Here is a 13,887-nt window from a genome sequence, read left to right on the forward strand (position 1 = left end):
AGACAGAACGGATTGTAGGAGCGAGGCTTGCCCGCGAAGGCGTCATGTCTGTCAGCAATGATGTCGACTGACATGACGCCTTCGCGGGCAAGCCTCGCTCCTACAAGGGGACATCAGCTCAACGCTTTTTCGATAGCCTGGATCACAGAAGGATCATCCGGCGCCGTACGCGGCGAGAACCGCGCCAATACGCGACCGTCCTTGCCCAGCAGAAATTTTTCGAAGTTCCAGGTGATGTCGCCCGGGAATTCCGCGCCCTCACCCGCCAGCAGACGATACAGCTGATGACGATCGTGACCGTTGACTTCCAGCTTGCTGGACAACGGAAAGCTCACGCCATAGTTGAGGCTGCAAAACTCCTGGATCTCTTTCTCCGTGCCCGGTTCCTGCCCGGCAAACTGGTTGCACGGCAAGCCCAGCACACTGAACCCCTTGTCCTTGTATTGCTGGTAGAGGTTTTCCAGCGCCGCGTATTGTGGGGTCAAGCCACATTTGGAGGCGACGTTGACCACCAGCACGACACGCCCCTTGAAGGGCGCCAGAGGTAGCTCCTGACCATCCAGGGCTGTCAGTTTAAGGTCGTGAAAAGCACTCATGACGAACTCCAAATTCCTGTGTTCTTCTCAAAACAGCCACTTGGCGGTGCCACCAGAGGACAGCCGCGGACTAAAAAGGCGCCCTAGGGCGCCTCTCCAGTTCTCGAAAGCTTAGCGCAGAAAATCAGTGGTGATGGCCACCTTCGCCATGGACGTGACCATGAGCGATTTCTTCCTGGCTGGCATCACGGATGGCAACGATCTTGACCTGGAAATTCAGGCGCTGACCGGCCAACGGGTGGTTGCCGTCGACGGTGACATCGTCGCCGTCCAGATCGCGAATGGTGACGATCTGCATCTGGCCGTCCGGAGCGGAAGCGTGGAACTGCATGCCCACTTCCAGCTCGTCAACGCCTTCGAACATGCTGCGGCTCAGGGTGCTGACCAGTTCGGCAGCGTATTCGCCGTAGGCATCTTCAGGTTCTACGGCGACAGTCAGTTCGTCACCGACTGCTTTGCCTTCCAGTGCCTTTTCCAGGCCCGGAATGATGTTACCCGCGCCTTGCAGGTAGACCAGCGGCGCGCCGCCGGCGGAGCTGTCGATGACCTCACCAGCGTCGTTGGTCAGGGTATAGTCGATGGAGACAGCCTTATTGGCGGCGATCAGCATGGGGCGAGACCTTTTGCATAAGAAAGATGAATGTCCAAGTTTAGCGAAGCAATCGCCCGAAAGCGAACACAACCCGGACAGACGGGGCGCGACGAAAGCCTCGACCGTCACAGGCTTTCATCAGGACGAGGATGGCCACTGGGTAGCCGAGCTTTCCTGCGGCCATACTCAACACCTGCGGCACCAACCCCCGTGGCAATCCCGGGCCTGGGTGCTGGACCCTTCGCTGCGCAATGAGAAAATAGGCCAGTCCTTTGATTGCGGATGGTGCGCACAAGGCTCGGTTAGCGATAACCTTGGCGACTGATTTGGGCAGATCGTCAGTTATAGATGATCGCCACTGCCATGCACCTCTAGAGAATTCGCATGCAAACTTTTTTTATCGCGCCCACCGATTTTGGTGTGGGTCTGACCTCCATCAGCCTCGGGCTGGTGCGCACCCTTGAGCGGGCCGGCCTGAAAGTCGGCTTTTTCAAACCGATTGCCCAGCCGCACCCGGGCGACACAGGCCCTGAACGCTCCACTGAACTGGTGGCCCGCACCCACGGCTTGAAACCGCCTCAGCCGCTTGGCCTGGCCCACGTTGAGCGGATGCTCGGCGACGGTCAGCTGGACGAACTGCTTGAAGAAATCATCACCCTTTATCAGCAAGCCGCTGTCGGCAAAGACGTGCTGATCGTCGAAGGCATGGTCCCGACCCGCAGCGCCAGTTACGCGGCGCGGGTCAACCTGCATTTGGCCAAGAGCCTCGACGCCGATGTGATTCTGGTCTCGGCACCGGAAAACGAAGTGCTGACCGAATTGTCCGGCCGGGTGGAGTTGCAGGCGCAATTGTTCGGCGGGCCGAAAGACCCGAAAGTCCTGGGCGTGATCCTCAACAAGGTCAAGACTGACGAAAGCATGGAGGCCTTCGCCTCGCGCCTGAAGGAACACTCGCCATTGCTGCGCAGTGGCGACTTCCGCCTGCTCGGCTGCATCCCGTATCAACCGGAACTGAACGCACCGCGCACCCGCGACGTGGCCGACCTGATGGGCGCTCAGGTGCTCAACGCCGGCGACTACGAAACCCGGCGCATGACCAAAATCATTATCTGCGCTCGTACCATGCGCAACACCGTGGAGCTGCTCAAACCCGGTGTGCTGGTGGTAACCCCCGGCGATCGCGACGACATCATCCTCGCCGTCAGCCTCGCGGCGATGAACGGCGTGCCTTTGGCCGGCCTGTTGCTGACCAGCGACACCCTGCCCGACCCGCGCATCATGGATTTGTGTCGTGGCGCCTTACAAGCCGGCTTGCCGGTGTTGTCGGTCAGTACGGGTTCCTACGACACCGCCAACCAGTTGAACGGCTTGAACAAGGAAATCCCGATCGACGACCGCGAACGTGCGGAAATCATCACCGATTTCGTCGCCAGCCACCTCGACGCCAACTGGCTGCACCAGCGCTGCGGCACGCCACGGGAAATGCGCCTGTCCCCAGCTGTGTTCCGTTATCAACTGATCCAGCGCGCCCAGGCCGCCAACAAGCGCATCGTGTTGCCCGAAGGCAGCGAGCCGCTGACCGTGCAGGCCGCAGCTATTTGTCAGGCCCGCGGCATTGCCCGCTGCGTGTTGCTGGCCAAACCGGCGGACGTCGAAGCCGTGGCCCGCGCCCAAGGCATCGAGTTGCCGCCGGGGCTGGAAATCCTCGACCCGGACCTGATTCGCGAGCGTTACGTCGAGCCGATGGTTGCGCTGCGCAAAACTAAAAGCCTCAACGCGCCGATGGCCGAGCAGCAACTGGAAGACACCGTGGTGATCGGCACCATGATGCTGGCGCTGGATGAAGTCGACGGGCTGGTGTCCGGGGTCATTCACTCCACCGCCAACACCATCCGCCCGGCGCTGCAGCTTATTAAAACGGCGCCGGGCTGCACGCTGGTGTCATCGGTGTTCTTCATGCTGTTTCCGGAAGAAGTGCTGGTTTACGGCGACTGCGTGATGAACCCGCACCCTAGCGCCAGCGAACTGGCCGAGATCGCCTTGCAAAGCGCCGATTCGGCAGCGGCGTTCGGCATCACTCCGCGCGTGGCGATGATCAGCTACTCCAGTGGCGAGTCGGCCAGTGGTGAAGAAGTCGAGAAGGTTCGCGAGGCCACCTTGCTCGCCCACGAACAGCAACACTCGCTGTTGATCGACGGCCCGTTGCAGTACGACGCCGCCGCCAACGAAACCGTGGCCCGACAACTGGCGCCGAACAGTCAGGTGGCCGGTCGTGCCACGGTGTTTGTGTTCCCCGACCTGAACACCGGCAACACCACCCACAAAGCCGTGCAGCGCAGCGCCGACTGCGTCAGCCTCGGGCCGATGCTGCAAGGCCTGCGCAAACCGGTGAATGATCTGCCGCGCGGCGCGCAGGTCGACGACATCGTGTACACCATCGCGTTGACCGCGATCCAAGCTGCCAACCGACCTATGGATCTTTAAATGCTGGATTTTCTACCTGCCCCCCTGCGCGGTGTAATCGCCTCGCTGTTGTTGGCGCTGAACACGATTGCCTGCTGCACGCCGCTGTTCGTGGTGGCGATTTTCAAACTGCTGCTGCCCTTCCCCGCCGCCCAGCGTTTCACCGACTGGCTGATGGGCCACATCCACGAAACCTGGATCAGCAACAACAAGGCCTGGATGGACCTGCTCGGGCATACGCGCTGGCAGCTCAGCGGGCTGGAAGGCCTGGACTATCAGCACTCGTACCTGATCACCAGCAACCACCAGAGCTGGGTCGACATCATGGTGTTGCAGTACGTGCTCAATCGGCGCATCCGCCCGCTGAAGTTCTTCCTCAAACAGCAACTGATCTGGGTGCCGGTAATTGGTCTGGCGTGGTGGGCACTCGGTTTTCCTTTCATGAAACGTTACTCCAAGGCCTATCTGGAGAAGCATCCAGAGAAGAAAGGCAAAGATCTGGAAACCACCCGCAAGACCTGCGACAAGTTCCGCGATAACCCGGTGGGGATTTTCAACTTCGTCGAAGGCACGCGCTTCACCGAGGGCAAACACGCCCAACAGAGCTCACCGTTCCGCTACCTGCTCAAGCCAAAAGCCGGCGGTATTGCCTTCGTGCTGGATGCCATGGGCGACCAACTGGAAGCCATCGTCAACGTGACCATTCACTATCCGGCCGGGCGTCCGGGTTATTGGGATTTGCTCTGTGGGAACGTGAGGGATGTGGTGGTGCACTTTCAGGAACTGAAGATTCCACCGCAGTTCGTCGGCAAAAACTACGATCAGGATGGGGTGTATCGCCTGGAGTTTCAGGGTTGGATCAATCAGCTCTGGAATGACAAGGATGCGCTGCTGGGGCAGATGCACCGTGAGTACACCGCCAAGGTTTGAGGTGCCTGTACCGGCGCCATCGCGGGCAAGCCCGCTCCCACAGTGGTTCTCTGTGGAACGCAAATTTTGTGTTCACTAAAGATCCCTGTGGGAGCGGGCTTGCCCGCGATGGCGATTTCAAGGACACAAAAAAACCCGCAGACGATCACTCGTCCGCGGGTTTTTCATTTGCAGCTAACGCTTAGATCGCGCCACGCTTGCGCAGCAGATCCAGCACTTGCTTGACGCTTTCTTCCAGCGACAGCGACTGGGTGTCGATCACCAGATCGGCATCCAGCGGCACGTCGTACGGGAAGGATTCGCCCGGGATGTTGTCGCCACCCGCCGCGTACAGACCTTGCGGATCACGCTCGGCACAGACCGTCGGAGAGGCCTGGACGTAGACCGTCAGCAGACGCTCCTTGCCGATCAGGTCCCTGGCCTGCTCACGACCTTCGGCACTCGGTGCAACGAACGCTGCCAAGGTCAACAGACCGGCTTCGTTGAACTGACGCGCAACGTGCGCCGCACGACGCCAGTTTTCAGTACGCCCGGCGCGATCATTTGGCAGACCTTTGTTCAGGTCGTGACGCAGGTTCTGGCCATCGAGCACAAACACCGCGCGGCCCAGGTCGAACAGCTTGCGTTCAACGGCGTAGGCCAGGGTGCTTTTGCCGGCGCCCGACAGGCCGCTGAACAACACGGTGGCCGGTTGCTGGCCAAAGCGCTGGGCACGCTCTTCGGTAGCCACGTGAGCCAGTTTGCCGTGGTGGGTGCTGCTGCCATGCGCCAGCGGCTGAGCGATGATCATGCCGGCCGCAACTGTGCCGTTGGTCAGTCGATCGATGACGATGAACGAACCGGTGGTGCGGTTGCTGTCGTAACCGTCCAGCGCGATGGCTGCGTCGAGGCTGATCTTGACCCGACCGATCTCGTTCAGTTGCAGCGAGCTGGCGGGACCTTCGGCCAAGGTGTTCACGTCCACGCGATTGACGATGCTGGTGATCGAACCCGGCACGTAAGTCGTGGCGCGTTTGATGTCGTACTTCTTGCCCGGCAGCATCGGCTCTTCGGCCATCCACACCAACATGGCGTCGAAGGCGTCGGTCACTTGCGGCTGGTTGTCGGCATGCACCAGCAAGTCACCGCGGGAGATGTCGATTTCGTCTTCCATGGTCAGCGTCACCGCTTGACCAGGACCTGCGTGCTCCAGCTCACCTTCGAAGGTGACAATGGATTTCACGCGGCTGCTCTTGCCCGACGGCAACACAACGACTTCATCGCCCTTGTGCACGATGCCGCTGGCCAGGGTGCCGGCGAAACCACGGAAGTTCAGGTTCGGACGGTTGACGTACTGCACCGGGAAACGCAGGTCGGTGTAGTTGCGGTCGCTGGCGATTTCGACGGTTTCGAGGATTTCCATCAGCGACTGGCCGGTGTACCACGGCGAGCGCTCCGACTTGTTCACCACGTTGTCGCCCTTGAGCGCGGACATCGGCACGAACGCCATGGTGGTCGGCTTGAACGCGATGCCTTCGGCGAACTTCAGGTAATCGGCCTTGATCGACTCGAACACGCTTTCGTCGAAGCCGTTGAGGTCCATCTTGTTGATGGCGACAACGATGTGCTTGATGCCCAGTAACGAGGCAATGAAGCTGTGGCGACGGGTCTGGGTCTGCACGCCGTAACGGGCGTCCACCAGGATGATCGCCAGGTCACAGGTGGAGGCACCGGTGGCCATGTTGCGGGTGTACTGCTCATGGCCGGGGGTGTCGGCGATGATGAATTTGCGTTTGGCGGTGGAGAAATAACGGTAGGCGACATCGATGGTGATGCCTTGCTCACGCTCGGCCTGCAGGCCGTCGACCAGTAACGCCAGGTCGATGTCTTCGCCGGTGGTGCCGACTTTTTTCGAGTCGCGGGTGATGGCTTCCAGGTGATCTTCGTAGATCATTTTGGAGTCGTGCAGCAGGCGCCCGATCAGGGTGCTCTTGCCGTCGTCGACGTTGCCACAGGTCAGAAAGCGCAGCATTTCCTTGCGTTCGTGCTGGCCCAGGTAGGCGAGGATGTCCTCGCTGATCAAATCAGATGCGTGCGACATGACAACCCCTTAGAAATAACCCTGACGTTTCTTTTCTTCCATGGAACCGGCGCCATCGTGATCGATGACTCGGCCCTGGCGTTCGGAAGTTCGCGTCAGGAGCATTTCCTGAATGATGTCGGTCAGGCTGGTGGCCTCGGACTCGACCGCACCGGTCAACGGGTAGTCGCCCAGTGTACGGAAACGGACCTTCTTCTTGACGATGCGTGCCTTGTCTTCATCGCTCAGGTGATTGAGCAGGCGCTCGTCGTCGATCATGATCCAGGTGCCATTCATCTCGATAACGTCGCGTTCAGCGGCGAAATACAGCGGCACGATCGGGATGCCTTCGAGGTAGATGTACTGCCAGATGTCCAGCTCGGTCCAGTTCGACAATGGGAATACGCGGATCGATTCGCCCTTGTTGACCTTGCCGTTGTAGACGTTCCACAACTCGGGACGCTGGTTTTTCGGATCCCAACGGTGCTTGGTGTCACGGAAGGAATACACGCGCTCTTTGGCCCGGGATTTCTCTTCGTCGCGACGGGCGCCACCGAATGCCGCATCGAAGCCGTACTTGTCGAGTGCCTGTTTAAGGCCTTCGGTCTTCATGATGTCAGTGTGCTTGGCACTGCCGTGGGTGAGCGGGTTGATGCCCTGCGCAACACCCTCGGGATTGACGTGCACCAGCAGGTCCAGGCCGAGCTCTTCGACCATGCGGTCGCGGAACGCGTACATTTCCTTGAACTTCCACTGGGTGTCGACGTGCATCACCGGAAACGGAAGTTTGCCCGGGAAGAATGCCTTGCGTGCCAGGTGCAGCATCACGGCGGAGTCTTTACCGACGGAGTACAGCATCACCGGGTTATCGAACTCGGCGGCGACCTCGCGGATGATGTGGATGCTTTCGGCCTCCAGCTGTTTCAGATGCGTCAGTTTGTCGACCATGGCTACTCACGAAAACGATCTTATGGACGGCCTGCGGGCCGTGTTCGAGCGGGGAATCCTAGCACAGCGCCCCCTTCTAATCAGGACGCTGGCTAGATCGAAAGGGTATATGAATATACCCCCTCGTTTGGGCTCCAGCCCTGTAGTCAAATCGGGTTCGGGCAATCGATGAAGATGTGCTCGAGGGCGAAACGTCGCGCCAAGTAATCACCCAAAGCCTGCACACCGTAACGCTCGGTGGCATGGTGGCCGGCGGCGATGAAGCTGATGTCGTTTTCCCGGGCGCTGTGGAACGTCTGCTCGGAGGCCTCGCCGCTGAGGTACAGGTCGACACCGGCCAACACTGCCTGGTCAATGTACCCCTGGCCGCCACCGGTGCACCAGCCGACCCGACGAATCATCTCGCTGCCTTCGATCAGCAACGGCTCGCGCCCCATGACTTCCTGCACGCGCCGGGCGAAATCGCGAGGGGTCATCGGTTCGTTCAACGAGCCGACCAGGCCAACGACTTTCAGATTGTCCGGATCCAGCGGGCCTTCGACGGTGATATCCAGTTGCCGCGCAAGCTGTACGTTGTTGCCGACTTCCGGGTGCAGATCCAGCGGCAAGTGATAAGACAGCAGGCTGATATCGTGCTTGAGCAAGGTTTTCAACCGGCGCTGCTTCATGCCGGTGATGCACGGGTTCTCGCCTTTCCAGAAATAGCCGTGATGTACCAGCACCAGATCGGCCTGGGCCTCTACCGCAGCGTCCAGCAACGCCTGGCTGGCGGTAACACCGCTGACGATGCGCATCACCTGCGGCCGGCCTTCGACCTGCAAACCATTGGGGCAGTAATCGGCGATCTTCGCACTTGCCAGGTAGCGGTCGGCTTCTTCGACCAGGGTGCTCAGGGCGACGGCCATAAAAGACTCCTAAATATCCCGTTCAGAGGCGCGCGCGGCCTCGTATAATGCGCGACATTATGGGCGGTCTCATACCGCCTGCAACCTTTCAGGACGTGCTTAATGCTCAAGGCGCTGCGTTTTTCCGGCTGGCCGCTGTTGGCCGGCGTGCTTATCGCTCTATTGATTATGCAGCGTTACCCGGAGTGGGTCGGGCTACCGAGCCTGGACGTCAATCTGCAGCAAGCCCCGCAAACCCTCGGTCTGCAGCAGGGTCCGGTGTCCTATGCCGACGCGGTGACCACGGCCGCGCCGTCGGTGGTCAATCTGTACACCACCAAAGTGGTCAACAAACCCAGCCATCCGCTGTTCGAAGATCCACAGTTCCGCCGCTTCTTCGGCGACAACTCGCCCAAGCAGAAGCGCATGGAGTCGAGCCTCGGTTCGGGTGTGATCATGAGCCCGGAAGGTTACCTGCTGACCAACAACCATGTGACCAGCGGTGCCGACCAGATCGTGGTGGCGCTCAAGGATGGTCGTGAAACCCTGGCCCGGGTCATCGGCAGCGACCCGGAAACCGACCTCGCGGTGTTGAAGATTGACCTGAAAAACCTGCCGTCGATCACCGTCGGCCGTTCCGACAATATCCGCATCGGCGACGTGGCCCTGGCCATCGGCAACCCGTTCGGCGTCGGCCAGACCGTGACCATGGGCATCATCAGCGCCACCGGGCGCAATCAGCTCGGGCTGAACAACTACGAAGACTTCATCCAGACCGACGCCGCGATCAACCCCGGCAACTCCGGCGGTGCGCTGGTGGACGCCAACGGCAACCTGACCGGCATCAACACAGCGATCTTCTCCAAGTCCGGCGGTTCTCAGGGCATCGGCTTCGCGATCCCGGTCAAATTGGCCATGGAAGTGATGAAGTCGATCATCGAACACGGCCAGGTGATTCGCGGCTGGCTCGGCATCGAAGTACAACCGTTGAGTCAGGAACTGGCGGAATCGTTTGGTCTGTCCGGGCGTCCGGGGATTGTGGTCGCGGGGATTTTCCGTGACGGTCCGGCGCAGAAGGCCGGCCTGCAACTGGGCGACGTGATCCTCAGCATCGACGGTGAACCGGCTGGCGACGGCCGCAAGTCAATGAACCAGGTGGCGCGAATCAAGCCGACCGACAAGGTCACCATTCAGGTGATGCGCAACGGTAAAGAGCTCAAGCTCACGGCAGAAATCGGTCTGCGTCCGCCACCCGCGCCGATCAAGGAAAAAGAAAAAGAGTAAGCCGGTAGGAGCTGCGCCCTCAGCAGCTCCGTAACTCCGAATCTGTTAACAGCAGACATTCTCATTAGGCATGTTATATTGTTTCAATAACACTATTGGAACAACATAACATGTCGTCTCGAACAATGGCTTCCCTCGCAGGTCTGGCCCTCGGTTTGCTGGGGGATCCGGTCTTCGCCGAAGAATCGCAAACCGTTGAACTGGACGCCATCAGCGTCACCTCCGACTACGAATCCCCCACCGGCCCGGTCAAGGGTTACCGCGCCACCCGCTCCTCCAGCGCAACCAAAACCGACACGGCCATTCGCGATATCCCGCAATCGATCAGCGTGATTCCCGTCAGTGTGCTCAAGGATCTGGGCAGCACCAGCGTCGAGCGCGCACTGGAATACGCCGGCGGCGTGTCGAAGCAGAACAACTTCGGCGGCTTGACGCTCTACGAATACAGCGTGCGCGGCTTCACCACTTCGGAGTTTTACAAGGACGGTTTCAGCGCCAACCGCGGTTATCCAAGCACGCCGGACGTGGCCAACATCGAACGCATCGAAGTGCTCAAAGGCCCGGCCGCCAGCCTCTATGGTCGTGGCGATCCGGGCGGTACGGTGAACATCGTCACCAAGAAACCCCAGCCCGAAGCCTTCACCACACTGCAAACCAGCGCCGGCAATTGGGATCGCTATCGCACCGCCGTGGACGTCAACACACCGCTGGATGATGACGGCAATGTCCTGTCCCGGGTGAACCTGGCCGTCGAGGACAACCACAGCTTCCGCGATCACGTCGACAGTCAGCGAGTGTTCGTTGCGCCTTCCTTCAGCTGGCAACTGAACCCGGACACCAGCCTGTTGGTGGAGAGCGAATTCGTACGCCACAGCTCGACATTCGATCGCGGTATCGTCGCGCCGAACAATAAATGGAGCGGCGTCTCCCGTTCGACCTTCCTTGGCGAACCCAACGACGGCAACATCGACAACCACAACAATCTGCTGCAAGCCGCCCTCGAACATCAGCTCAACGACAGCTGGAAACTACGCCTCGCCAGTCATTACAAGGAAGGCAAACTCTGGGGCTTCGCCTCCGAAAATCGTCCCTTGAACGCCGACGGCCACACCGTCAACCGTCGCTACCGCGAACGCGATACCAACTGGCACGACAGCATCACCCAACTCGAACTGCGCGGTTTGTTCGACATCGGCAGCTGGCAACACGAACTGCTGATCGGCAGCGAATACGAGAACTTCCGCAAGAACGAACGGGTCACGACCATTGCCGGCGGCCCGTACGCCATCGATATCTATCGACCGATCTACGGCCAGCCGAAACCCAATGGCGCGCGCTCCGGGACCGACTTCTTCGAGCATGTCGAAAGCCAGGCGCTGAACCTTCAGGACCAGATTGTCTTCACCGACAAACTGCGCGGCATGCTCGGTGCGCGCTTCGAACATTTCGAACAAAGCATCGACGATCACAGTCGCAACGCAACCAGCCGCCAGCGCCATGATGCACTGACCCAACGGGCCGGCCTGCTCTACCAAATGACACCCGAAGTGGGGCTGTTCGCCAACGCCTCCACCTCATTCAAACCGAACAACGGGCTGGACGCCGCCGGTAAATCCTTCGACCCGGAAGAAGGCGTCGGTTATGAAGTCGGGATCAAGAGCGAGCTGTTCGACGACCGCTTGAGCACCACCCTCGCCGCCTTCCATATCGAAAAGGAAAACGTCCTGGCACTCGATCCGAGCACCGACTCCAGCCGCGCCATGGGCAAGGCCCGCAGCCAGGGTGTCGACCTGCAACTCACCGGGCAAGTGACCGACGCCGTGCGAGTGATGGGTGCTTTCGCTTACATCGACGCCGAAGTCACCCAAGGTGACAAGGTGATTCCCACCGGTAGCCGAATTCTCGGCGTGGCCAAACGCAGCGGCAGTCTGTTGGGCGTTTATGAGTTTCAGGATGGCCATTTGCGCGGTTCCGACCTTGGTGCGGCGTTCACCTATGTCGGTGATCGCTCGGGTGAAGCCGGCAGCGATTTCGAACTGCCGGCCTACCACACCGTCGACCTGCTGGCTCATTACAAGGCCAGCGAAAACGTCACCGTGGGCCTGAACCTGAACAACCTTTTCGACGAGAAATACTTCGAGCGCTCCTACAGCAACTACTGGGTCAACCCCGGCGAGCCGCGCAATTTCACTGTCAGCCTGACACTCAATCTGTAAAAGGACGTCCACCATGCAACACTTCAAATCTTTGGCGCTACCCGGCTTGCTGCTCGGTCTGTTAAGCGCCAGTCAAGTCTCGGCCCACGGTCTCTGGACCGAAGAACGTCGCGGCAACATCGAAGTCATCTACGGCCACGGCGCCGAAGACAACGCCTTCAAGGCGCAGAAAATCAGTGGCGCCTGGGCTTATGACGTCGGCGGCAAAATGATCCCGGTGAACGTGCAACGGCTGACCGACCACGCCCGTCTGCAACCGCTGAAACCGCCGGCGGTAGTGGCTGTGGCGCTGAACAATGGCATGTGGTCGCAAACGGCGGATAAAAAATGGATCAACGAAGGGCGCAGCAAAGTACCGGGGGCCATTGAGTCGACCCAAACCTTCAAGTACAGCCTGGCGATATACCAGCCGGGGGCGAAGTTGCCGAAGCTCGATCAGATGAAATTGCTGATTCTGCCGGAGGTTGATCCGCTTACCGTTGGGCCGGGTAAATCGTTGCCGGTTCGAGTGCTATTGGACGGTAAGCCGGCGGCGGGCGTGAAGTTGGTGGGCGACTATCGCAGCGCGCCGAATACCTTGAGCACCGAAACCGACAAGGACGGCCGCGCCCAGGTACTGGTGCGCAATGAAGGGCTGAATGTGATTGCGGCGCAGGTGGAAATCCCGCTAAAAGACAATGCTGATGTAGCGACGCGCGGGCTGTTTACGTCGCTGACATTCGTGGGCGAACCGCATCACGAGTAACACACAAAACCTTGTGGGAGCGTGGCTTGCCCGCGATGGGGACACCGCGGTGCAATAGGTAGACCGCGTTATCGTTTATCGCGGGCAAGCCACGCTCCCACAGGATTGGGGATGCCTTACAGGTCGCCGAGGCCGTCGATTAGTGCCTGATTCTGCTCCGGCGCGCCGATGGAAATCCGCAGGAACTGGGCAATCCGCTCCTGCTTGAAGTGCCGAACAATCACGCCCTGTTCGCGCAACTTCGCCGCCAGCCCTGCCGCATCATGCTTCGGGTGACGAGCGAAAATGAAGTTTGCCGCCGACGGCAACACCTCAAACCCCTTCGCCTCCAGCTGCGCGACCATCTTCTCACGACTCTCGATGACCAACCGGCAGGTCTTGTCGAAATACTCGCGATCCTCGAACGCCGCCGTAGCCCCCACAATCGCCAGACGATCCAGCGGGTAGGAGTTGAAGCTGTTCTTGATCCGCTCCAGCGCCTCGATCAGGTCCGGATGCCCTACCGCCAGACCAACCCGCAGGCCCGCCAGCGAACGGGACTTGGACAGGGTCTGAGTGACCAACAGGTTCGGATAACGGCCCACCAACGTGATCGCCGTTTCACCGCCGAAATCAATGTAAGCCTCATCCACCACGACCACGGAATCCGGGCTGGCCTTGAGAATTTGTTCAACAGCGTCCAGCGCCAACAGGCAACCGGTCGGCGCATTCGGGTTAGGGAAAATGATCCCGCCGTTCGGCTTGGCGTAGTCTGCCGGGTTGATCTGGAATTGTTTATCCAGCGGCACTGCGTCGAATGCGATGCCGTACAACCCGCAATAAACCGGGTAGAAGCTGTAGCTGATATCCGGGAATAACAGCGGCTGATCGTGTTGCAGCAAACCGTGGAAAATGTGCGCCAGGACTTCATCTGAACCGTTGCCGAGGAACACCTGATTGCCCTGCACCCCGTAGTACTTGGCAACAGCCTGCTTGAGCAGGTCGCTGTTCGGGTCCGGGTACAGACGCAGGTTGTCGTTCAGCTCGGTTTGCATCGCCGCCAGGGCTTTAGGCGATGGACCGTACGGGTTCTCGTTGGTGTTGAGCTTCACCAGTTTCGCCAACTTTGGCTGCTCGCCTGGCACGTAAGGCACCAGATTCTTGACGAAGGGACTCCAGAATTTACTCATG

The 13,887-nt window shown here is 59.8% G+C and carries 12 protein-coding genes; 6 read left to right on the forward strand and 6 right to left on the reverse strand.

The window, feature by feature from the left end; translation table 11 throughout:
• Positions 1-113: 113 nt before the first annotated feature.
• Together PSH65_RS27265 and PSH65_RS27270 are read right to left on the reverse strand one after the other, a co-directional pair.
• Positions 114-596 carry a glutathione peroxidase gene (locus PSH65_RS27265; protein ID WP_305423484.1) on the reverse strand — a complete coding sequence of 161 codons (483 nt, stop codon included), beginning with the start codon at positions 594-596 and terminating at the stop codon, positions 114-116.
• A 124-nt stretch (positions 597-720) separates the two neighbouring features.
• Complete coding sequence (locus tag PSH65_RS27270) at positions 721-1,206, reverse strand: peptidylprolyl isomerase (protein WP_007942189.1); 486 nt, start codon at positions 1,204-1,206, stop codon at positions 721-723.
• On the opposite strand from PSH65_RS27270, the gene PSH65_RS27275 reads away from it, so the two are divergent.
• Genes PSH65_RS27275 through PSH65_RS27285 form a run of 3 tightly spaced genes read left to right on the forward strand, consistent with a single transcriptional unit; the run spans position 1,175 to position 4,581 of the window.
• Entirely contained in the window at positions 1,175-1,513 is a 339-nt protein-coding gene (locus tag PSH65_RS27275) for a DUF3565 domain-containing protein (protein WP_305423486.1), read from the forward strand. The two genes, PSH65_RS27270 and PSH65_RS27275, sit on opposite strands and share 32 nt — an antisense overlap.
• A 59-nt stretch (positions 1,514-1,572) precedes the next feature.
• The gene (pta, locus tag PSH65_RS27280; protein WP_305423488.1) at positions 1,573-3,672 is read left to right on the forward strand and encodes a phosphate acetyltransferase; all 2,100 of its coding nucleotides are present in this window, start codon (positions 1,573-1,575) and stop codon (positions 3,670-3,672) included.
• Positions 3,673-4,581 (forward strand): acyltransferase, encoded by a 909-nt coding sequence (locus PSH65_RS27285; protein WP_305423490.1) that lies wholly within the window; start codon positions 3,673-3,675, stop codon positions 4,579-4,581. It begins immediately after the preceding gene.
• A 181-nt stretch (positions 4,582-4,762) separates the two neighbouring features.
• Here the strand turns inward: PSH65_RS27285 and cysN are convergent, their stop codons facing one another.
• From cysN to PSH65_RS27300, 3 genes are all read right to left on the reverse strand, one after another.
• A complete protein-coding gene (gene cysN / locus PSH65_RS27290; protein ID WP_305423492.1) occupies positions 4,763-6,661 on the reverse strand; it encodes a sulfate adenylyltransferase subunit CysN in 1,899 nt (632 codons plus the stop codon).
• A gap of 9 nt (positions 6,662-6,670) precedes the next feature.
• Positions 6,671-7,588: a sulfate adenylyltransferase subunit CysD gene (gene cysD, locus PSH65_RS27295; protein WP_008008639.1), complete on the reverse strand. Its 918-nt coding sequence runs from the start codon at positions 7,586-7,588 to the stop codon at positions 6,671-6,673.
• A gap of 146 nt (positions 7,589-7,734) precedes the next feature.
• A complete protein-coding gene (locus PSH65_RS27300) occupies positions 7,735-8,493 on the reverse strand; it encodes a Nif3-like dinuclear metal center hexameric protein (protein ID WP_008008638.1) in 759 nt (252 codons plus the stop codon).
• Positions 8,494-8,595: 102 nt separating this feature from the next.
• Here PSH65_RS27300 and algW point away from each other — a divergent pair, with 102 nt between their 5' ends.
• From algW to PSH65_RS27315, 3 genes are all read left to right on the forward strand, one after another.
• Positions 8,596-9,756, forward strand: a complete 1,161-nt coding sequence (gene algW / locus PSH65_RS27305) for a Do family serine endopeptidase AlgW (RefSeq protein ID WP_305423494.1) — start codon at positions 8,596-8,598, stop codon at positions 9,754-9,756.
• Between the two features lie 110 nt (positions 9,757-9,866).
• Complete coding sequence (locus PSH65_RS27310) at positions 9,867-11,972, forward strand: TonB-dependent siderophore receptor (RefSeq protein WP_305423496.1); 2,106 nt, start codon at positions 9,867-9,869, stop codon at positions 11,970-11,972.
• A 13-nt stretch (positions 11,973-11,985) separates the two neighbouring features.
• Complete coding sequence (locus tag PSH65_RS27315; protein ID WP_305423497.1) at positions 11,986-12,717, forward strand: DUF4198 domain-containing protein; 732 nt, start codon at positions 11,986-11,988, stop codon at positions 12,715-12,717.
• A 116-nt stretch (positions 12,718-12,833) separates the two neighbouring features.
• Here PSH65_RS27315 and hisC read toward each other — a convergent pair whose 3' ends face one another.
• Positions 12,834-13,886 carry a histidinol-phosphate transaminase gene (hisC, locus tag PSH65_RS27320; protein WP_305423499.1) on the reverse strand — a complete coding sequence of 351 codons (1,053 nt, stop codon included), beginning with the start codon at positions 13,884-13,886 and terminating at the stop codon, positions 12,834-12,836.
• Position 13,887 lies beyond the last annotated feature (1 nt).

Origin of the sequence: Pseudomonas sp. FP603, from assembly GCF_030687415.1 — a bacterium.
GTDB lineage: Bacteria > Pseudomonadota > Gammaproteobacteria > Pseudomonadales > Pseudomonadaceae > Aquipseudomonas > Aquipseudomonas wuhanensis.